The following is a 19548-nucleotide window of genomic DNA, read 5'->3' as shown; positions in this document are numbered from 1 at the left end:
CTCCTCACATGTTTTCGATCACTTCGGTGGCGAACTCACTCGTCCGGACCTCGCGGGCCCCATCCATCAACCGTGCCAGGTCGTACGTCACCACCTTCTTGCGGAACGTGCGCTCCAGCCCGGCGATCACCAGGTCGGCGGCTTCTTGCCAGCCCAGGTACTCGAGCATCATGACCCCCGACAGCGTCAGGGATCCCGGGTTGACCTTGTCCAGGTTCGCGTACTTCGGCGCGGTCCCATGGGTGGCCTCGAAGACGGCGTGGAAATCCCCGACGTTGGCCCCCGGGGCCATCCCGATCCCGCCGACCTGTGCGGCGATCGCGTCGGAGAGGTAGTCGCCGTTGAGGTTGCCGGTGGCGATCACGTCGATGTCCTGGGGGCGCGTCAGCACATGCTGGAACGTGACGTCGGCGATGTAGTCCTGGATGAGCAACCGCCCTTGGGGAACCTTCCCGCCGTAGTCGCGTAAGACTTCGTCCCAGGAGATCGTGCGGTTGCCGAACTCCTCGCGCGCGACCTCGTACCCCCAGTCGCGGAACGCGCCTTCCGTGTACTTCATGATGTTGCCCTTGTGCACGAGCGTGACGTTGCGACGGTTGCGCTCCAGGGCGTACCGGATCGCCTTGCGTACCAGGCGCTTGGTTCCGAACTCGCTCATCGGCTTGACGCCGATCGCCGAGCCGGGCCGCACCTGCACCCCGAACTCGGCGCGCAGCCAGTCGATGATCCGGTTGGCCTCCTCGGAGCCGGCCGGCCACTCGATTCCACGGTAGATGTCCTCGGTGTTCTCCCGGAAGACGACCATGTCGACCCGTTCGGGGTGCCTGACGGGAGAGGGCACGCCCTCGAACCAGCGCACCGGCCGGATGCAGGCGTACAGGTCCAGGAGCTGACGGAGCGCGACGTTCAGCGAGCGGAACCCGCCGCCGACGGGCGTCGTCAGCGGCCCTTTGATTCCCACGACGTAGTGCTCGAACGCCCGCAGGGTGTCGGCCGGCAGCCAGTCCCCGAATTGGTCGTTGGCCTTCTCTCCGGCGAATACTTCGAACCACACGATGCGCCGCTTGCCTCCGTACGCGCGCTGGACCGCGGTGTCGAGGATGCGGCGCGTAGCACGCCAGATGTCCGGGCCGGTGCCGTCTCCCTCGATGAAGGGGATGATCGGGTCGTCGGGGACGACGAGTCTGCCGTCTATGATCTCGATCCGGCGACCTTCTGTCGGTGGGGCCAGCCTTTCCAGACTCAGCATCTGAGGGGCTCCTTCTGTCAAACGGGGTATGCGGAGGCCGACGGGACCGGCGAACGTCAGTGTAACCCGACGCGAAGCGCGGGGCAAACCCGGTACCAGGTACTGCTTGACAACGGGGTCGGAGTCGATCTACGGTTTGGTCAGACCAGCAGACCACCAGGCCAATGGCGCAGACGCCCGTCTTCCAGCCTGTCCGCCACCGCCGGATCTACGAGGACATCGTCCGCCAGATTCAGGAACTGATAGCCGACCGCCACCTGCAACCCGGCGACCGCCTCCCCCCGGAGAGGGAACTCGCCGAGACCCTCAGCGTCAGCCGGGCCTCGGTGCGTGAGGCGTTGCGGGTCCTCAACGCAATGGGACTGGTCGAGGTCCGCTCGGGAGACGGTACGTTCATCCGGTCCGCCCACGCGCCCGTGGATCCCGCAGTGTGGGCGCTGCTGCCCGAGCGGCAGTTCCTCCTCGATCTTCTTCAGGCGAGACGGATCGTCGAGGAAGAGATCGTGGCGCTGGCGGTCCACCAGGCGACCCAGGACGACCTCGACCAGATGCAGGACCTGTTGAACCGCCGCGAACGGGAGCTGGCTGAGGGTAAGGCCGATCTCGAGACCGATCTGCTGTTTCATCGGCTCATCGCGGAGGCGACCCGGAATCCGGTGCTCGTCTCCATCGTGCGCACGCTCAACGAGATATGGCTGCAGAGCCGCGAGGCGACCGGGCGTGCCCCCACCAGTCCCCACAAGGCGCAGGAGTTTCACCAGGCTATCGTAGAAGCGATCCGCATGCGGGACGAAGCGCTCGCCCGAGGCGTGATGCACCGCCACATGGAGGACATGCGCGAGGACATCGAAAGGCAACTCCACGATCGGTAGTGGGCAGAGGCGAGCGAGGCGGAGGTCGTCATGTACCGAGGTGGACCTGGGATGCTGGCGTGGGTGCTGCACCGGATCACGGGTGTGGCGATCCTGCTGTTCCTGTTCATGCACATCGTCGAGACGGCCATGCTGATGTACGGCCCGGAAGCCTACAACAAGGCCATCGAGCTGTACCGCCAGCCGTGGTTCAAACCCCTGGAGTTCCTGCTCGTGGCCGCCGTCGTCTACCACGCCGGCAACGGGGTCATCATCATGATCCTCGATTTGTTCCCGCGGGCAACCCGATGGTATCGCAGGATGTTCTGGGTGGGCGCGGCGGCCTACGCGGCGCTGATGACCCCGGTCGCATTCCTGATGCTGCGCCCGATGTTCAAGTGAGGCGTGAGCCTGGAGCGAAACGATGACGTATCCGGTGGCGCGAGCGCGACCCAACGGCTGGGAGTGGCTGTCGTGGCTGTACATGCGCGTCTCAGCGGTGCTGCTGATCGGACTGGTGCTGGGGCACCTGTACATCATGCACATCCTCAACAGCACCGACACGATCGACTTCGACTTCGTCGCCCAGCGGTTCGCGACGCCGTTGTGGCGCGTCTACGATCTGTTGATCCTGGTGCTGGCGCTCACCCACGGCCTGAACGGGCTTCGGGGCATCGTCTCGGACTACACCCGATCGCCCAGGTGGCGATTGTTTTGGAACGCCACGATCGGGACGCTGGGCCTGGTGTTCGGCACGTTGGGTGCCCTGGTGCTGTTTACGTTCCAGCCGGGGCCGTAGGAGTCGGCAGCGACCGCACGGGCGAGCGCCGTCGACGGCAGGCGGCTTTCGCAGCCCAAGGCTCTACGATCGTCCCGGGCACCGCCAATCGCCGAGGGCGGAGGGCCGACTGAGACGGATCATGGACATCCTCGAGCACGATATCCTGATCATCGGGGGTGGCGCGGCCGGGCTGCGCGCGGCGATCGCCGCGGCGGAAGCCGACCCTGCCCTCGACGTCGCCCTGCTGTCGAAGGTCTATCCGATGCGCAGCCACACGGTCTCCGCCGAGGGCGGCGCCGCGGCGGTGATCAAGCCCAACGACACCTTCGAGGCACACATCGAGGACACGATCACCGGTTCGGACTGGCTCGCCGACCAGGACGCGGTCGAGGAATTCGTGCGGGAGTGCCCAGAGGAGTTGCTGCGGCTGGAGCACTGGGGATGCCCGTGGAGCCGCGAGCCCGACGGACACGTCGCCGTCCGGCCGTTCGGCGGGATGAAGATCGAGCGCACTTGGTTCGCAGCCGACAAGACCGGCTTCCACCTCCTGCACACCCTGTTCCAGACCAGCCTCCGCTACCAGGCACTCCGGCGGTACGACGAGTGGTTCGTCACCACCCTGCTCGTCGAGGACGGCCGGTGCCGGGGAGCGGTGGCGATCGAACTCGCCACCGGCCGCCTGTACCTCATCGCCGCCCGGGCCGTGATCCTCTGCACCGGCGGCGCCGGCCGCATCTACCCGTTCACGACCAACGGCGCGATCGTGACGGGGGACGGCATGGCGCTGGCCTACCGCGCCGGGGTCCCTCTGAAGGACATGGAGTTCGTGCAGTACCACCCCACGGGTCTGCCGGGCACGGGCATCCTGATCACGGAAGCCGCGCGCGGCGAGGGGGGCATCCTCGTCAACAAGGACGGCTACCGATACCTAGCGGACTACGGCCTCGGCCCGCCCGAGCCGTGGCCGCGTCTGCGGGCCATGGAGCTCGGCCCGCGCGACAAGCTGTCGCAGGCGTTCGTACACGAGATGCGCAAGGGCCGCACGATCGCAGGACCCTACGGCGATGTCGTCCACCTCGACATCCGCCACCTGGGAGAGCGACGCATCAACGAGAAGCTGCCCTTCGTCCGCGAGCTTGCGCGCAACTACGCCGGGATTGACCCGGTGCACGAACCCATCCCTGTGCGCCCGGTGGTCCACTACATGATGGGCGGAGTTCACACGGACAAGCATGGGGCCACACCGATGCCGGGCCTGTACGCGGCGGGTGAAGTCGCCTGCGTCAGCATCAACGGCGCGAACCGGTTGGGATCGAACTCCTTGCCCGAGTGCCTGGTGTTCGGCGCCCGTGCCGGCCGGGCGGCGGCGGCCCATGCTCGGGAGAGCCCACCCCCAAGTCCCAACCCGCTGACCGCGCTGGCACTGGACGAGGAGCATCGCATCCAGAGAGACTTCCTGCGCAAGGACGGCGGCGACCAGCGCATTGCCAGCATCCGCACCGAGATGCAGGATGCCATGGAATCGGGATGCGGCATCTACCGGGACGATGCATCGCTGCGGGCCACGTGCGATCGGCTGCGTGATTTGCGCCAGCGCTTCCACCGCATCCGGCTCGACGATCGCACGCTCGCGTTCAACACCGAGTTGGTGGCCGCGCTCGAACTCGACTTCATGCTGGACGTCGCACAGTGTGTGGCGCACTCGGCGCTCGCGCGTACCGAATCGCGGGGCTCCCATCAGCGGACCGACCATCCCGAGCGTGACGACGCGCGCTTCTGTCGCCACACGCTCGCCTATCGCGGCGACGGGGAGCCGAGGGTCGAATACCTGGACGTGGTCATCACGCGCTGGCCGCCGGCCGAGCGCGTCTACGGAGGTTGACGATGGCCCGCCCGACCGCCGAGCTCCGCGTCCTCCGCTACCACCCCGGCCGCGACGCCAGCCCCTACTTCCAGACCTACCAGGTGCCCTACCGCGAGGACTGGGTGGTGCTGGACGCGCTCAACTACATCAAGGACCAGGTCGACGGCAGTCTGACCTACCGCTGGTCGTGTCGGATGGGCGTGTGCGGCAGCTGCGGCATGATGATCGACCGCACGCCGCGACTGTCGTGCGCCACGTTCTTGCGCGAGTTCCATCCGAGGACGATCTGGGTGGAGCCCCTCGCGAACTTCCCCATTGCGCGCGATCTGGTCGTCGACATCGGCGACTTCATGGACAAGCTCCCACGCGTCAAGCCGTGGCTCATCCGGCGGGATCCCGACCCCGAGAGCTCCGAGCACCTCCAGACGCCCGAACAGCTGGAGGACTACCGGCAGTTCAGCATGTGCATCAACTGCATGCTCTGCTACTCCGCATGCCCCGTGTATGCCCTGGAGCCGCGCTTTTTGGGCCCGGCGGCGTTGGCGCTGGCCGCGCGCTACGATCTCGACTCCCGCGACCAGGGACGCAAGGCGCGGCGCGAGGTCGTGGCCGGACCGGACGGCGTGTGGGACTGCACGCTGGTGGGCGAGTGCACAACCGTCTGCCCCAAGCACGTCGATCCTGCGGGTGCGATCCAGCGGCTGAAGCTGCACAGCGCCCTGCAGTGGGCCCGCGACGTGCTCGTGCCGTGGGGGCGAAGATGACGGGCTACCGCAGACCCGTGCGCTTCCTCTGGTGGACCGAACGGCGGTCGTACGTGCTGTTCGTCGTGCGAGAACTTACGAGCCTGTTTGTCGGTACGTACGCGGTCTTGCTGCTGATCCTGGTCGACCGGCTGGTACGAGGACCCACCGCCTACGAAGCGTACCTGGCGTTTCTGGGTGCGCCCGGGATGGCCGTCTTCCACGCCCTGGGGCTGGCGGCCGCGCTGTACCACTCGGTCACGTGGTTCGCGCTCGCCCCCAAGGCGATGACGGTGCGGTTGGGACGGCACCGGGTACCGGACGCGGCGGTCGTCGGGGCCAACTACGCGGTGTGGGCCATCGTCTCGGCGGTCGTGGCCCGGATCGTGCTGGGGCGGTAGCGGATGCGCAGCGAGCCCCTGTGGTGGCTCCTGTTCGCGGCCGGCGGCACGGTGGCGGCGCTGTTGCTGCCAGTCCACGTCCTGCTCACGGGGGTCGGCGTAGCCGCCGGCTGGACGCGCGACGCGCTCGCCTACGAGCGGGCCGTCGAACTCGTCGCCCATCCGGTGGGCCGCGCCTACGTGTTCGCGGTCGTGGCGTCGTGGATGCTGCACTGGGCGCATCGGTTCCGCTACACGCTCACCGAGGGATTGCACCTCAAGGCCTCCTGGGTGCCGGTGGCGTTCGCGTGCTACGGTACGGCCGTCGGCATCGTCGCGGCAGCGGCGGTCGTTCTCGCGCGCCTGTGACACTTCGGGCAAGAAGGAGGGGACGGGTATGCTGCGTGTGATCCACGCATACAACGTGAAACCTGGAGTCGACGAGACATCCTTCGTCGAGTGGCTGGATGGGCGCCTCGACGAGGTCACCCGGCGCTTCGGGTGCATCGGCCGCAAGACGTGGGTGTTCGTGGACGGGTTCGAGGGCAGCTACGAACAACCGAAGCCGGTCCGCCGCCCCAAGTATCTCAACGAGGCGTTCTGGGTGGGCGAGCAGGCGGCCGCGAACTTCCGGCGCTGGCTGATGTCCGCGGAGGGGGAGGAGTTGCGGCGCCGCTGGTTCGACTCCATCACCGACCACACGGTCCTGCGCTATCTCGACTTCGAACCGCAGCGGCCCGTCACCGATGATTGAGCACACCTTCGACGCGGTGATCGTCGGCGCCGGGGGAGCCGGGCTGCGCGCGGCACTGGAACTGCGGGGCCGCCGGGTCGCGGTCCTCAGCAAGTTGTATCCGACACGCTCGCACACCGGTGCCGCGCAGGGCGGCATCGGCGCCGCGCTGGGCAACTTGGAAGAAGACCAACCGGAGTGGCACACCTTCGACACCATCAAGGGCGGCGACTACCTGGTTGACCAGGACGCCGCCGAGCAGATGTGCCAGGAGGCCATCGAAACCGTCTACGAACTGGAACACTGGGGCCTGCCGTTCGACCGCACGCCCGACGGTCGGATCGCCCAGCGCCGGTTCGGCGGCCACACGCGCAACTTCGGTGAGGGCCCCGTCCGCCGGGCGTGCCATGCCGCCGACCGCACCGGTCACATGATCCTGCAGACTCTGTACCAGCAGTGCCTGCGCAACGACGTCGCGTTCTTCGACGAATTCCAGATGGTTGACCTGCTCATCGAGGACGGGCGCTGCGCTGGCGTCGTCGCCTACGAGATCGACTCGGGGATGCTGCACGTCTTTTGGGCCCGCGCCGTGTTGCTCGCCACCGGTGGCTTCGGGCGGATGTACAAGGTCACGAGCAACGCCCACGCACTGACCGGCGACGGTGTGGCGATCGCCTGGCGGCGCGGCATCCCGCTGATGGACATGGAGTTCTTCCAGTTTCACCCGACGGGGATCTACCGCCTGGGGATCCTGCTGTCGGAGGCGGCGCGCGGCGAGGGCGCGTACCTGATCAACCGCCACGGTGAGCGGTTCATGGAGCGCTACACGCCGACGCTGCTGGAGCTGGCACCGCGCGACATCATCTCCCGCTGCATCTACCTGGAGGTCCGTGAAGGGCGCGGGATCGACGGCACGGACTACGTGCACCTGGACTTCCGGCACCTGGGCAGGGAGGTCCTGGACACCAAGCTGCCCGACATCACCGACTTCGTGCGCACCTACCTGGGGATCGACCCTGCGACCGAGCCGGTCCCCATCCAGCCGACGGCGCACTACGCCATGGGCGGCATCCCCACCAACAACGACGCGCAGGTCATCGCCGACGAACGCGGCATACCGGTGGGTGGGCTGTACGCGGCCGGCGAGTGCGCGTGCGTCTCCGTGCACGGCGCCAACCGGCTGGGCACGAACTCGCTGGTGGACATCCTCGTGTTCGGACGCCGAGCAGGCCGCCACATGGCTCGCTACATACAAGGCGCCGATCCCCCGGTCGTGCGCGAAGACCCCGTAGGTCGGGCGCAGGCGCAGATCGACGCGCTGCGGGCGCGGACCGACGGAGAGACGGCGGCACCGATCCGGGATGCGCTGCAGGCAGAGATGATGGAGAACGCTTCGGTGTTCCGCACCGCCTCCAGCCTACAACATGCGATGGACACCGTGCTCACGCTGCAGGAACGGTTCGGGCGGGTGCGGCTGGACGACCGCGGCCGGCGTTTCAACACCGACCTCGTCGAGGCCCTCGAGCTGGGGTTCCTCCTGGACCTGGCCGAAGCCACTGTGGCCAGTTGTCTGCACCGCACGGAGAGCCGGGGCGCGCACTACCGTGAGGACCATCCCAACCGCGACGACGAGAACTGGCTCAAGCACGTGCTCATCTACCGGCGCGAGCGTGGACAGCACGACTTCAGGTACAAACCGGTGACGATCACGAAATACCAGCCAAAGGAGAGGAAGTACTAGATCCCATGGAGACCATCGTCCGCATCAAGCGCTTCAATCCGGAAGCTGACGCCAAGCCCTACTGGGCCACCTATCGCGTCACCGCCGACCCTTTCGACCGGGTGCTGGACGTCCTGCACCGGATCAAGTGGTACCAGGACGGCTCGCTGGCGCTGCGGCGGTCGTGCGCGCACGGGATCTGCGGCTCCGACGCGATGCTGATCAACGGACGCAACCGCCTGGCCTGCAAGGTCCTGGTCCGTGACGTGGGGAACCGGATCACCGTCGAACCGATTCGCGGCCTGCCGGTCATCAAGGATCTAGTCGTGGACATGGAGCCGTTCTTCGCGAAGTACCGGCAGATCCGGCCGTGGCTGATCAACGACGAACCGCCGCCGCAGCGGGAGCGCCTGCAGTCGCCCGAAGAGCGCGCCCGCTACGACGACACCACGAAGTGCATCCTCTGCGCGGTCTGCACGACCGCCTGCCCGATCTACTGGGGGAGTGGGCAGTTCCTGGGACCCGCGGCGCTCGTGGCGGCCCACCGGTTCGTCTTCGACAGCCGCGATCGTGGGACGGACGAGCGGCTGGCGATCCTCGCCGAACGCAGCGGCGCATTCAGCTGCCGTACGGTCTTCAACTGCACCGAAGCCTGCCCGCAGGGGATCGAGATCACCAAGGCCATCCAGGAGATCAAGCAGGCGATCGTCCTCAGCCGCGCCTAGCACTGCTACCCAGTGCGGATTCCGTTTCCTCACGCAAAGTGAGAATGCCGGGGTCTTGCTCTCCCACCGGCGGGCCGGCCCTCTGCTGGGGTTGGGGCGACGGCTCAGTCAGCGCGCGGCGGCACGCCCGGCGGTCGTACCGATGGAAGAGGGGAGACTGACCGGATGCGGGGGAATCACGACCCGTAGCCCCACGACCGCCGGCGCGAGCAGGTAGGTCAGCGCCGCGCACACGACCACCAGGGCGCCGTTGATCGCAAGACTCGTAGGGACGCCCAGTGCGTCGGCGACGGATCCCGCCAGCAGGCTCCCCACCGGGCCGCTGCCGATCAGCGCCAGCGTGTACAGGCTCATCACCCGACCGCGATAACGGTCCTCCACCAGCGACTGAATGGTGGAATTCGTCGACGACATGAACGCCGTCAAGAAGAACCCGACGACCCCCAGTGCCAGGAGCGCGACCGGCAGTGCTCGGGTGAACGAAAAGGCAACGAGCATCCCTCCGGCCAGCGTGGCGCAGGTGACGACGAAGACTCCGGGCCGCCGCAATCCCTGGAGCGTGGCAACGGTGAGCGCACCCGCGGTCGCGCCGACACCCGTCGCCGTCAGCAGGTAACCATTTTCTACCGGACCCATACCCAGCACCCTCACCGTGAAGGCCGGCGCGAGCACCATCCAGGCGAACCCGAAGGTGCCCACCCCGGCGAGGAGGAGCAGGAGCGACCGCACCGCCGCGTGGGAACGCACGTACGCCAGCCCATCCCGGATCTGCGCGGTCATCGGCTCGGAGGGCGCGTCACCCGACGCCATCACCAACCGCATCCGCACCAGCGGCCAGATCACCGCCAGGTACGAGATCGCGTTGACCGCAAAGCACCAGCCCGGCCCCCCGATCTTGTAGACGATCCCGGCCAGCGCCGGGCCGAAGATGCGCGACCCGTTGAACACCGCGGCGTTGAGCGCGACGGCGTTCTGCAGATCCTCGCGGCCGACCAGCGTCGGAAGCATCGCCTGCCGTGCTGGCGCGTCGACCGCCATCGTGACCCCGTTGGCGAACGCCAGGACGAGGATGTGCCAGACCTGCACAACCCCCGTCAGCGTCAACGTCGCCAGGACCGCCGCCGACGTCATGAAGGCGATCTGCGTACCGACCAGCAGACGCCGGCGGTCGTAGCGGTCGGCGATGGCGCCTCCAAACAGCGAGAACAGCAGCGAGGGCAGCGTAAACGCGAACATCACCATCCCCGTCCGCAGCGCCGAGCCGGTCATCTCGTAGACGAGGAACGACTGCGCGGTACCCTGCATCCACGTGCCGACCAGCGACACGAGCATGCCGTACCAGAACCGGCGGTAATTGGCGTGGCGAAACGCGCGGAACGTGGTCATGGGTTAGCCGTCACGGCCGGCGGCGGGCGGCATATGGAGGCTACTCGCCGGTCTGCTGCTCCTCGGTCGCCAAGCGAAGGAAGCGCTCCAGATCCGGTCGCAGGATCCGGTACACCTTGCCGATCCGTGCGGCCGGGAGCAATCCTTCGCGGATGTACTTGTAGACCGTCACCTTGTGCAGTTGCAGGTAGCCGGCGGCCTGTTCGACCGTCAGCACCTCGGGCAGATCGTCAAGCGCCACAGCGTTCACGGTCGTCTCCTCAACTCGCAGGTGACGCGCCCGGCCGCAGGAACCGCGACAGGACGCCCAGCGCCTCCTGAAGCCCCTCCGGCCGCAACACGTAGAACTTCAGGTTCTGTCTCTCGACGATGCGGATGAGGTGCGCCGCCCGCAGCGCCGCCAGGTGATGGATGGCGGTGACGTGGCTCGTGCCCAGCGCCTCGGCCACCTGCTGCGTGTACATCTCCCTGTCCATGAGCATGCGGAGGATGCGCAGGCGCGTCTCGTCGCCCAATGCCTTGGCGACGCGCACCACGACCTCCGTCGGCTCCCCCACCGACTCGTCCTCCCCCAGCGGCACGACGTAGGTGCGCACCCCGACGTGGTCCGCGATCAGGTTGAACGGACGCACGAAGTACGAGGGGACGACGACGACCTCGGTCACCTGTGTCGGGTCCAGGACGTGCCCGCCGGTCGCTTCCTCGACGAACGCCTGCGGCGACAGATGCTGCGCCCGCCGGCGCTTGCGCTCGGCGTCGGCGCGCAGCAGCGGCAGCACCCGGGGCTCCTCGCCAGCGTAGACGCGCTCGTGGAAACGGGTCAGCAGACGCACGAGCCGGTCGCGCACCGCCTGCGGGTCCATCCGCGCAAGCTCCACCGCCGCCTCCGGCCGCAGTTCCTGCGGCAGCCCGGCGGCGAACCGGGCCAGCGCCGCTTCGCGCGCGACGCCGCGGGTGCGCAACGCCTCGCGCAGGTGCTGGCGCACCGGGCGGGCTGCCCGCGCGCTGGCCAGCAACGTCAACACCAGCTCGTCCGCGGGAACCTCGCGCACGTGGCCGACGAAGCCGGCGACGGTGTCGTCGACAGCGCGGCGGTCCAGCAGGGCCACCAGCGACAGCAACGTGCCGCGCTCACAACTTAACAGATCCAAGTCCCGCAGCGAACGCTGGCCCAGTCCGCGGCGGGCGCGCTCGACCCACGCGTCCGCCACGTCGAACGCCAGCCCCCGCCCGTGCCGGTGCACAACGAACAGCGCGGCCAGGAAGTCGTAAACCGCACAGGCCTCCACGCGGACGTGGAGGGCGCTGGGATGGGGTGAGAGCAGGATCGCCCGCGCCATGTAGTCTTTCGATTACCAGTACGTAAATACTAGTCTACATTGCGGCCACCGACAACCCCCGTGAGGTCCCTGCGGCCCACAGGACTCACTCCGCGGCCTCGGCCTGGGCGAGGGGGCGTTCGACGGCTGCGGCGTCCCCGCCGAGGTGGCGACCCCACCACGCCAGCAAGCGGCGCAGACGGTCGATCCGTGGCTTCGGACGGCCATTGCTCTGCATTGTGTGGGCCTCACCCGGATAGCGCACGAACTCGGCATCTCTGCCGAGCTTGCGCAACGCGATGAACCATTGTTCGGACTGCTCGATCGGGCAGCGGTGGTCTTCCTCGTTGCCGATGATCAGAACGGGTGTGGCGACGCGTTCGACATACTTGAGGGGCGAGAACTCCCACAGCCGCTGTGGATTCGTCCAGGGGCGGCCCCCCAGCTGCCGCTCGCCGAACAGGTAGCCGATGTCGCTCGTCCCGTAGAACGACAGCAGGTTGCAGATGCACACCTCGGTGACCGCCGCGCGGAAACGGTCGGTGTGGGAGATCACCCAGTTGGTCATGAAGCCGCCGTACGATCCGCCGGTCACGCCCATGCGTGCCGTATCGACGTACCCACGCTGGATCACCGCATCCACGCCCCGCATCAGGTCCTGGAAGTCGCGGCCGCCCCAATCCTCGATGACCGCGCGCGCAAATGCCTCGCCGTAGCCCTGGCTCCCACGCGGGTTCGTACGCAGCACTAGATACCCGGCGGCGGCGAGCAGGAAGGTGCCGTGGGAGAAGATGTTCCCGTACGCCGAGTGCGGACCGCCGTGGATCTGGAGGATCAGTGGGTACTTCCTGCCCTCCACGAAATCCGGCGGCTTGTACAGCCAGGCGTCGATCGGCCAGTCGTCGGCGCCCGCGTACTGGAACACCTCGACTTCACCGAGGTCGAGCTCCCCGGTCAGCGCCCCGTTGAAGTCGGTGAGCGGTCTGTCGGTGGTGGCTTCGTGCAGCCAGATCTCCTCGGGTGTCACCGCGTCCATGGCCTGGTAGACGACCCGCCCGAGCGGGCCGACGTCGAAGCAGGATACGGCCTCCACAGCGCGCGTCGTGACACGCTGGACGCGGCGGGTGGCGACGTCGACCGCGTAGAGGTGCGCGTTGCCGTGGTCACCGGCAACGAAGTATACGTGGGTTCCCTCCGGGTTCCAGCGGATCGGCAGCACCATGGGCGCGACGCGCACGTCGCTGCCCATGTACCCTCCGACGGACCGGTCCATGGCGTCGGTCAGGTCGACGGACTCCCCGCCCTCAAACGGCACGACCCACACGCGCACGTTTGTCGCGTGCCCGGAGCGGTCGTCGTGCCCCGCGTACGCGACCCAGCGGCCGTCGGGCGACGGGGTCGGTGCCTGGACGGGACCGCGGCTGCGGGTCAGGCACCGCAGGCGGCCGTCGCGGGGGCGCATCGCGTACACGTCGCGGACGTACGTGTCGTCCCACCGATCTTCGCGCGTACCGACGAACAGGATCTCCTCGCCGTCGACCGACCACACGGGGAACTGCACCGGGTAGGGGTCGTCGGTGATCCGCACCACTTCGCCGGTGACGACGTCGACCGTGTGGATCTGCGGCGGACGGTCCTCGTCGAACAAGCCCACGCCGTCGAACTTGTACGCCATGCGTGTGTAACGCCGTACGACGACCGGATCCGGCTTGGCCTGCTCCTCCTCGCGCTCGTCCGGGCGGCTGCGGGACAAAAAGCACAGGCGCCGCGAATCCGGTGCCCAAGACAGATCCTTGACGCCGTCGCGCAGGTGGGTGATCTGGCGTGCCTCCCCGCCGTCGGCGGGGATCAGCCAGATCTGGTCCTTGCCGGATCGGTTGGAGAGGAATGCCACCCACCGGCCGTCGGGCGACCAGCGGGGGGAGTGATCCCGCTTCGCACCGGCGGTGAACTGCTTGGCATCGCCACCGCTCAGCGAGACCATCCACAGCACGCTGGCAAACCCGTTGGACTCCAGGTCCAGGCGGTGCAGGCCGAAGACGGCACGCGTGCCGTCCGGGCTGATCTGCGGATCGGACGGCATCGCGAACCTCAACAGATCGTCGACCTGAATCCGTCGTTTGCCCATCGCACCCTCCGTCTTCCCCATCGACGATCGACGCCGATCCCGCCCGCTACCCTCTCCCCCGTTCCCACTCGATGTCGGCGACGCCCTCGCGGCGGTTGAGCCAGCGGGCCATCACGAACAGCAAGTCTCCCAAACGGTTCAGGTACCGTAGGATTTCGGGATCGACGGTTTCCGTGGATGCGAGCGCCACCACGCGCCGCTCGGCCCGCCGGCACACGGATCGGGCCACGTGCGCCCACGCGGCCGCCTCGACACCGCCCGGGAGGACGAAGGCCCGCAGCGCAGGCAGGTCTGCGTCTAGCCGGTCGATCCAATCCTCCAGTTCTTCTACGCGGGCAGCCGAGACGGCCGGCAGGTGCGACGCCAGCTTCGGATCGTCTGGCCTGGGCGTCGCCAGCTGCGCCCCCACGTCGAACAGCGTGTTCTGGATCCGCGCCACCAGACGTTCCAGATCGTCCGATGCGAGTCGGCTCCGCAGCACACCGAGCACGCTGTTGAGTTCATCGACCGCGCCGTACGCCTCCACGCGCGGGTGCGTCTTAAAGACCCGCTCGCCTCCGAACAGACTGGTCTGGCCGGCATCTCCGGTCTTCGTGTAGATCTTCATGGGTGCTCGGGGTCGGGGGCGACGGTCGCCTGCAGGTTTTCGGCCGCGGCCGCAACGGGCTCCCGGGCTGCGGCATGCGGGCTCGCGACTTCAGTGAGGTGCTCGACGAACCAGCGGACGATCCACTGGAGCCGCTGGATGCGGTGCTCGGGCTGCCCCGCCCTGGACAGGTCGTGTGACTCGTTGGGGAAACGCAAGAACACGGTCTTCACCCCGCGCTTGGTCAGCGCCGCGAACAGCTGCTCCGCCTCCCCAATCGGGCAGCGCAGGTCGTTTTCGCTGTGGATGATCAGCATCGGCGTGCGCACGTTGTTCACGTACGTGATGGGTGAGCGCTCCAGGTAGAACTCAGGGTGGTCCCACGGCTCACCAGGGAATTCCCAGAAGCCCTTCATGAAGGCGAGGTCGCTCGTCCCCCACTGGCTGTAGCAGTTGGCGATCGACCGCATCGTGACGGCGGCGCGGAAGCGGTCCGTGTGGCCCACAATCCAGTTGGTCATGTAGCCGCCGTAGGATCCCCCCGCCACGCCCATGCGTTCGCGATCCAGCCACGGCCAGCGATCCAGAGCCTGGTCGAGGGCCATCATCAGGTCCCGGTAGTCGTTGCCGCCCCAGTCGTTGCGCGTCGCAGCGTTGAACGTCTGGCCGTATCCTTGGCTGCCGCGAGGGTTCGTGTACAGCACCGCCATGCCCGACGCCGCCAGGACCTGGAACTCGTGGAAGAACGACCAGCCGTATGCGGCGTGCGGGCCGCCGTGGACCTGCAACACCACCGGGTAGCGCCGACCTTCCTGGAAGTCGACCGGACGCAGCAGCCACCCTTCGATCTTCCACCCGTCCACCCCCTCGAACCACGCCGGCTCGGGCTCGCTGAGGCGCACATGGCCCAGCGTCTCCCGGTTCACGTCGGTCAGCCGCCGCTCGCGCACGCCCTCACCGAACTCGATCAGGTACACGTCCCCGGGGACGGTCGGCGTCGAGACCCCGACCGCGGCGCGTCCGGCGGCGGCGTCGAACGAGTAGCCGTAGATCACGCGACGACCCTGCGTCAGGGCGCGGACCTGCCCCTCGGTGCTGACCGCATACAGTTGCGTGGTACCCCCATCGCCGCCCAAGAACAGGATCTCGCGGCCGTCCGGTCGCCAGATAGGCCCGCCGGCAACGGGGTGCGCCCGCATGTCATCGAGCACGTGGTTGCCCACCGCCCGGTCCCACCCGTCCGTCAGGTTTCGCACCCCGCTGCCGTCGGACGCCGCGATCCACACGCCGGTGAGCGTCGCGGTCATGAACCGGTTGTCGTGCCCGAAGTAGGCGATCCACTGCCCGTCTGGCGACCACGCGAGATTGCCAGCCGGTCCCAGCGAACGCGTGACCTTACGTGGCTCACCGCCCCCGGCCGGGATCACCCACACGTCGGTGACGTTCGTGAAGTCGGCGTCCGGCTGCGGATTGGCTACGTAGGCGACGTGCCGGCTGTCGGGCGCCCACGCCGGGCCCACGTGGTCGAACTCCCCGAAGGTGACCTGTCGCGGTTCGCCACCTTCGGCGTCCACCACGAAGATCTGTTTCCACTTGCCGTCCCAAAAACCCTCACTGTCGAGCTTGTAGCGGATGCGCGTGTAGACGCGTAGACGGTTTTGCTTCTTGCGCTTGGCCTTCTCCCGGTCGGGCTCGTCGTCGAGGGGATCCGGGCCCACCTTGCTGACGAACGCGATGCTGCGTCCGTCCGGTGACCACCGGTGTTCGGAAGCTCCTCCTTTCAGCTTCGTCACCTGTCGCGCCTCGCCCCCGTCCGCCGGGATCACCCACAGGTGCTTGTCTCCGCCCCGGTCGGAGAGGAACGCGATCCGGCGTCCGTCGGGCGACCAGCGCGGCTGGGAATCCCGATGAGGGCCGAACGTGAACTGCCGAGGTTCTCCCCCGGCCGCCGCCACGATCCAGAGGTGAGAGCGATACACATCCTCGTCCTTGCCCGCATCGCGCTCGATGACCGTCTGCACGTAGCAGACACGGCTGCCGTCGGGGCTGATCTGAACGTCGGAGACGAACCTGAGTCTCAGCAAATCCTCGATGGTGATCGGTCGCATTCGCAACAACCTCCATGATGTGCGCAGCGAACCTCCGTCCGCCAGACGGCTTACAGATTCAAGATCGGAATGTAGCCGTGCTCCATCAGCAGGCGTGTCCCCTCGCGCGCCGAGCGGATCATCTCTCGCGCGCTTGCCTCCAGTTGTTCGCGCGGAGGGCGCAGCCGCGCCACGCCCTGTGCGATCGCCCGCTCGCCCACCGCAGCGGCAACGAGCGGATAGACCTCCCACTCGACCATCGACGGGACGATGTAGTCCTCGTGCAGCCCCCGCTCCTGGGCATAGCCGGCGAGCGCCTGCGCCGCGGCGACGCACATCTCGTCCGTGATCGTGCGCGCGCGAACGTCCAGCGCCCCGCGAAAGATGGCGGGAAACCCCAGAGAGTTGTTGATCTGATTGGGGAAGTCGCTGCGTCCGGTGGCGACGATCCGTGCGCCCGCTTCCTTTGCGTCCCAGGGCCAGATCTCCGGCACGGGGTTCGCGCACGCGAACACCACCGGATCAGGCGCCATCTCTCGTACCCACTCTGGCTTGATGACGTCAGGTCCCGGCGTACTGAGCGCGATCAGGACGTCAGCCCCCCGCATCGCCTCGGCGGGACCACCGCTCAGGTTTTCAGCATTGGTGACCAAGCAGAGGGTCCACTTCTGGCGGTGCGTATCGCGCAACTCTGTACGGCGCCGGTTGAGGATGCCGCGGCTGTCGGTCATGACGATGTTGCCCGGATCGGCTCCCGCGGCGATCAGGATGCGGGCGATCGCGATGTTCGACGCACCGGCGCCGACCATCGCGATCCGCACGTCGGCCAGGGGCTTGCCGACGATCCGCAGGGCATTCAGTAGGCCCGCCAGCGTCACCGTTGCGGTCCCCTGCTGGTCGTCGTGGAAGACCGGGATCGTCATTTCCTCCCGCAGGCGATCGAGGATGTGAAAGCAGGCCGGCTGCTCGATGTCCTCGAGGTTGATCCCTCCGAACGCCGGCTGCAGGTGGCGGGTGGTCCGGATCATCTCCTCCGGATCGCGCGCATCCAGGCAGATCGGCACCGCGTCAACACCCCCCAGGTACTTGAACAGCAGCGCCTTGCCCTCCATCACGGGCAGCGCGGCCTCCGGCCCGATGTTGCCCAACCCGAGCACGCGCGTACCGTTGGTCACGATCGCGACCGTGTTCCACTTGTTCGTCTGCTCGTACACTTCCAGCGGGTCGCGGACGATCGCCCGGCAGGCTTCGGCCACGCCGGGTGTGTACCAGATCGCGAAGTCCTCGACGCCGCGGATCGCGCACTTGGGCTGGATCTGGATCTTGCCGCGGTAGAAGCGGTGCATCTGCTCTGCGACCTTGGCGGCCGCAAACGCTTTCGCCACCAGTTCCTCGCGCTTCTCGACGGTCATGCCCCCTCACCCCCGCCCCGCTGCCGACCTCAGGCTCCGGCCCGAGAGAAGGGGCGATTCTGCGCTACCGCCCCTCCGCCAGCCTCTCCCACAGCGGCCGCGGCAGTTCCCTGTCGCGCATCTTCTGCTGCACCGACTCGATCGGGTAGGGCAATCGCCGGAGCTCCACGACCCGGGCGTCCGAATCGAACAGGCAGTAGGCGGCGCGCGGATCGCCGTCCCGGGGCTGGCCGACGCTGCCGACGTTGATCAGATGGCGCTGCCCACCGCGAAGCGCCGCACGCTCGCCCGGCGCGAGGGCGCGCATGCGGGTACGCTCGCCGTCGTGCACGAACCACACGGGATAGTGTGTGTGGCCGAAAAAACAGATTTCGAAATCCGCGGCCCGAAAATTGTCGTCTGCAGTCTCCAGATCCATGATGTACTCTTCGACGGGATCCCGCGGGCTCCCGTGCACGAGCAGCAGCCCTCCGTACTCCCGCGTGGCGGGCAGCGACTCCAGGTAGTGGCGGATCGACTCTTCCAGCTGCAGCTTGGTCCACTCCACCGCCAGACGCGCAAACAGGTTGAAGCGGCCGGCGTCCAGTCGGTCGAGGGCAGCCAGGTCGTGGTTGCCCACCAGCGCCACGGTCGCGACGGAGCGCAACCGCTCGGTGCACTCGTTCGGCTCCGGTCCGTACCCGACGAAATCACCCAGGCAGATCACCTGCTCCGCCCCGCTGCCGGCCACATCGGCGAGGACGACCTCGAGCGCGTCGAGGTTGGCGTGCACGTCGGACAGGATCGCGTACAGCATCCCCGCATGTCTCAGCATAGCGCAAGCATCCACCGCGGGTCCGCGTGGTATCGAAGTTCGAAGTGGCGAGCCAGCGGTCAGGGTCGAGCGCGGGGCCTACGATTCGGCCCCCGTTGCGCCTCGCCGGCGCTCCAGCACGTCCAGCACATCGGACAGCGCCACGTCATGCCGGGCGAGCAGCACCAGCAGATGGTACAGGAGGTCGGCCGCCTCCTCCGCCAGGCGACGAGGCCCTTCCTCGCGCGCGGCACGCACGACCTCGGCGGCTTCCTCGTAGATCTTCGCGTGTAGGCGCGACGGGACGTCGGACAGCAGCGCGGCGGTATACGAGCCTTCCACGGGGTGTGCGCGCCGCGAGGCGACGAGCGCCGCCAGATCCGCCAGCACCGCCGCGGGCGCAACGCCCCGCGCGCCGGACAAGTCTCGATGGAAACAGGATCGTTCTCCCGTGTGGCACGCCGGGCCGGAGGGATCGACGACGTACAGCACCGCATCGCCGTCGCAGTCGGTCAAGATCCGGTGCACGCGCAGGACGTGGCCGCTCGTCTCGCCCTTCTGCCAGGGGCGTCCGCGCGAGCGGCTCCAGAAGTGGGCGAGACCCGTCCGTTCCGTTCGGGCGATCGCCGCGGCGTCGGCGTAGGCGAGCATCAGGACGGCGCCCGTGCAGCGGTCCTGGACCACGACGGGCACCAACCCCAGGTCGTCGAAAGCGACGGGGCCACGACCCTGTGGGATCTCCACCCGCGGATCCTCCCGGTCGGTCATCGAGGGAACATCCGCACGCTGGG

At 67.9% G+C, this 19548-nt stretch carries 20 protein-coding genes; 10 read left to right on the top strand and 10 right to left on the bottom strand.

Features of this window, described 5'->3' with window-relative positions:
- Positions 1–4 precede the first annotated feature (4 nt).
- Positions 5–1249 carry an isocitrate dehydrogenase (NADP(+)) gene (icd, locus tag QN163_05260; GenBank protein MDR5683419.1) on the bottom strand — a complete coding sequence of 415 codons (1245 nt, stop codon included), beginning with the start codon at positions 1247–1249 and terminating at the stop codon, positions 5–7.
- A 164-nt stretch (positions 1250–1413) separates the two neighbouring features.
- Here icd and QN163_05255 point away from each other — a divergent pair, with 164 nt between their 5' ends.
- The 10 genes from QN163_05255 (at position 1414) to QN163_05210 (ending at position 9046) form a co-directional block, all read left to right on the top strand.
- A complete protein-coding gene (locus QN163_05255; GenBank protein MDR5683418.1) occupies positions 1414–2121 on the top strand; it encodes a FadR/GntR family transcriptional regulator in 708 nt (235 codons plus the stop codon).
- A gap of 30 nt (positions 2122–2151) precedes the next feature.
- Positions 2152–2502 (top strand): succinate dehydrogenase, cytochrome b556 subunit, encoded by a 351-nt coding sequence (gene sdhC / locus QN163_05250; protein ID MDR5683417.1) that lies wholly within the window; start codon positions 2152–2154, stop codon positions 2500–2502.
- A gap of 22 nt (positions 2503–2524) precedes the next feature.
- The gene (sdhD, locus tag QN163_05245) at positions 2525–2899 is read left to right on the top strand and encodes a succinate dehydrogenase, hydrophobic membrane anchor protein (protein ID MDR5683416.1); all 375 of its coding nucleotides are present in this window, start codon (positions 2525–2527) and stop codon (positions 2897–2899) included.
- Between the two features lie 121 nt (positions 2900–3020).
- Positions 3021–4763 carry a fumarate reductase (quinol) flavoprotein subunit gene (frdA, locus tag QN163_05240; protein MDR5683415.1) on the top strand — a complete coding sequence of 581 codons (1743 nt, stop codon included), beginning with the start codon at positions 3021–3023 and terminating at the stop codon, positions 4761–4763.
- Positions 4764–4765: 2 nt separating this feature from the next.
- Positions 4766–5509, top strand: coding sequence for a succinate dehydrogenase/fumarate reductase iron-sulfur subunit (locus tag QN163_05235; GenBank protein MDR5683414.1), 744 nt, complete (start codon positions 4766–4768; stop codon positions 5507–5509).
- Positions 5506–5889: a fumarate reductase subunit C gene (locus tag QN163_05230; GenBank protein MDR5683413.1), complete on the top strand. Its 384-nt coding sequence runs from the start codon at positions 5506–5508 to the stop codon at positions 5887–5889. Before QN163_05235 ends, QN163_05230 begins: the two co-directional genes overlap by 4 nt.
- A 3-nt stretch (positions 5890–5892) precedes the next feature.
- Entirely contained in the window at positions 5893–6237 is a 345-nt protein-coding gene (locus tag QN163_05225) for a fumarate reductase subunit D (GenBank protein ID MDR5683412.1), read from the top strand.
- Between the two features lie 28 nt (positions 6238–6265).
- The gene (locus QN163_05220) at positions 6266–6622 is read left to right on the top strand and encodes a hypothetical protein (protein MDR5683411.1); all 357 of its coding nucleotides are present in this window, start codon (positions 6266–6268) and stop codon (positions 6620–6622) included.
- Positions 6618–8342, top strand: a complete 1725-nt coding sequence (gene sdhA, locus QN163_05215; protein MDR5683410.1) for a succinate dehydrogenase flavoprotein subunit — start codon at positions 6618–6620, stop codon at positions 8340–8342. Before QN163_05220 ends, sdhA begins: the two co-directional genes overlap by 5 nt.
- Before the next feature lie 5 nt (positions 8343–8347).
- Entirely contained in the window at positions 8348–9046 is a 699-nt protein-coding gene (locus QN163_05210) for a succinate dehydrogenase iron-sulfur subunit (protein MDR5683409.1), read from the top strand.
- A 108-nt stretch (positions 9047–9154) separates the two neighbouring features.
- On the opposite strand, the gene QN163_05205 is transcribed toward QN163_05210, so the two are convergent.
- From QN163_05205 to hisIE, 9 genes are all read right to left on the bottom strand, one after another.
- Positions 9155–10432 carry an MFS transporter gene (locus QN163_05205; GenBank protein ID MDR5683408.1) on the bottom strand — a complete coding sequence of 426 codons (1278 nt, stop codon included), beginning with the start codon at positions 10430–10432 and terminating at the stop codon, positions 9155–9157.
- Between the two features lie 40 nt (positions 10433–10472).
- Positions 10473–10682 carry a helix-turn-helix domain-containing protein gene (locus tag QN163_05200; protein ID MDR5683407.1) on the bottom strand — a complete coding sequence of 70 codons (210 nt, stop codon included), beginning with the start codon at positions 10680–10682 and terminating at the stop codon, positions 10473–10475.
- A 10-nt stretch (positions 10683–10692) separates the two neighbouring features.
- On the bottom strand, positions 10693–11772 hold the full coding sequence (locus QN163_05195) for an ArsR family transcriptional regulator (protein ID MDR5683406.1): 1080 nt from the start codon (positions 11770–11772) through the stop codon (positions 10693–10695).
- Positions 11773–11857: 85 nt separating this feature from the next.
- Positions 11858–13879: a S9 family peptidase gene (locus QN163_05190; GenBank protein MDR5683405.1), complete on the bottom strand. Its 2022-nt coding sequence runs from the start codon at positions 13877–13879 to the stop codon at positions 11858–11860.
- A gap of 46 nt (positions 13880–13925) precedes the next feature.
- Complete coding sequence (locus tag QN163_05185) at positions 13926–14486, bottom strand: cob(I)yrinic acid a,c-diamide adenosyltransferase (protein MDR5683404.1); 561 nt, start codon at positions 14484–14486, stop codon at positions 13926–13928.
- Positions 14483–16573, bottom strand: coding sequence for a S9 family peptidase (locus tag QN163_05180; protein MDR5683403.1), 2091 nt, complete (start codon positions 16571–16573; stop codon positions 14483–14485). Before QN163_05180 ends, QN163_05185 begins: the two co-directional genes overlap by 4 nt.
- 50 nt (positions 16574–16623) lie before the next feature.
- Positions 16624–17964 (bottom strand): NADP-dependent malic enzyme, encoded by a 1341-nt coding sequence (locus QN163_05175; protein MDR5683402.1) that lies wholly within the window; start codon positions 17962–17964, stop codon positions 16624–16626.
- 64 nt (positions 17965–18028) lie between these two features.
- Positions 18029–18778, bottom strand: a complete 750-nt coding sequence (locus tag QN163_05170; GenBank protein ID MDR5683401.1) for a metallophosphoesterase family protein — start codon at positions 18776–18778, stop codon at positions 18029–18031.
- A gap of 78 nt (positions 18779–18856) precedes the next feature.
- On the bottom strand, positions 18857–19525 hold the full coding sequence (gene hisIE, locus QN163_05165) for a bifunctional phosphoribosyl-AMP cyclohydrolase/phosphoribosyl-ATP diphosphatase HisIE (protein MDR5683400.1): 669 nt from the start codon (positions 19523–19525) through the stop codon (positions 18857–18859).
- Positions 19526–19548: the final 23 nt, after the last annotated feature.

Source organism: Armatimonadota bacterium, from assembly GCA_031432545.1.
GTDB lineage: Bacteria > Sysuimicrobiota > Sysuimicrobiia > Sysuimicrobiales > Sysuimicrobiaceae > Caldifonticola > Caldifonticola tengchongensis.
The sequence above is the reverse complement of the archived record's forward strand: the minus strand, read 5'-3'. Positions and strand labels throughout refer to the sequence as shown.

Excerpts from the sequence above, each read along its gene's own strand:
- QN163_05230 (MDR5683413.1), top strand. The coding sequence starts at position 5,506 with ATGACGGGCTACCGCAGACCCGTGCGCTTCCTCTGGTGGACCGAACGG.
- QN163_05195 (MDR5683406.1), bottom strand. The coding sequence starts at position 11,772 with ATGGCGCGGGCGATCCTGCTCTCACCCCATCCCAGCGCCCTCCACGTC.
- QN163_05220 (MDR5683411.1), top strand. The coding sequence starts at position 6,266 with ATGCTGCGTGTGATCCACGCATACAACGTGAAACCTGGAGTCGACGAG.
- QN163_05190 (MDR5683405.1), bottom strand. The coding sequence starts at position 13,879 with ATGGGCAAACGACGGATTCAGGTCGACGATCTGTTGAGGTTCGCGATG.
- QN163_05210 (MDR5683409.1), top strand. The coding sequence starts at position 8,348 with ATGGAGACCATCGTCCGCATCAAGCGCTTCAATCCGGAAGCTGACGCC.
- frdA (MDR5683415.1), top strand. The coding sequence starts at position 3,021 with ATGGACATCCTCGAGCACGATATCCTGATCATCGGGGGTGGCGCGGCC.
- QN163_05235 (MDR5683414.1), top strand. The coding sequence starts at position 4,766 with ATGGCCCGCCCGACCGCCGAGCTCCGCGTCCTCCGCTACCACCCCGGC.
- sdhD (MDR5683416.1), top strand. The coding sequence starts at position 2,525 with ATGACGTATCCGGTGGCGCGAGCGCGACCCAACGGCTGGGAGTGGCTG.
- sdhC (MDR5683417.1), top strand. The coding sequence starts at position 2,152 with ATGTACCGAGGTGGACCTGGGATGCTGGCGTGGGTGCTGCACCGGATC.
- QN163_05180 (MDR5683403.1), bottom strand. The coding sequence starts at position 16,573 with ATGCGACCGATCACCATCGAGGATTTGCTGAGACTCAGGTTCGTCTCC.
- QN163_05205 (MDR5683408.1), bottom strand. The coding sequence starts at position 10,432 with ATGACCACGTTCCGCGCGTTTCGCCACGCCAATTACCGCCGGTTCTGG.
- hisIE (MDR5683400.1), bottom strand. The coding sequence starts at position 19,525 with ATGACCGACCGGGAGGATCCGCGGGTGGAGATCCCACAGGGTCGTGGC.
- QN163_05175 (MDR5683402.1), bottom strand. The coding sequence starts at position 17,964 with ATGACCGTCGAGAAGCGCGAGGAACTGGTGGCGAAAGCGTTTGCGGCC.
- QN163_05185 (MDR5683404.1), bottom strand. The coding sequence starts at position 14,486 with ATGAAGATCTACACGAAGACCGGAGATGCCGGCCAGACCAGTCTGTTC.
- QN163_05255 (MDR5683418.1), top strand. The coding sequence starts at position 1,414 with ATGGCGCAGACGCCCGTCTTCCAGCCTGTCCGCCACCGCCGGATCTAC.
- icd (MDR5683419.1), bottom strand. The coding sequence starts at position 1,249 with ATGCTGAGTCTGGAAAGGCTGGCCCCACCGACAGAAGGTCGCCGGATC.
- QN163_05225 (MDR5683412.1), top strand. The coding sequence starts at position 5,893 with ATGCGCAGCGAGCCCCTGTGGTGGCTCCTGTTCGCGGCCGGCGGCACG.
- QN163_05170 (MDR5683401.1), bottom strand. The coding sequence starts at position 18,778 with ATGCTGAGACATGCGGGGATGCTGTACGCGATCCTGTCCGACGTGCAC.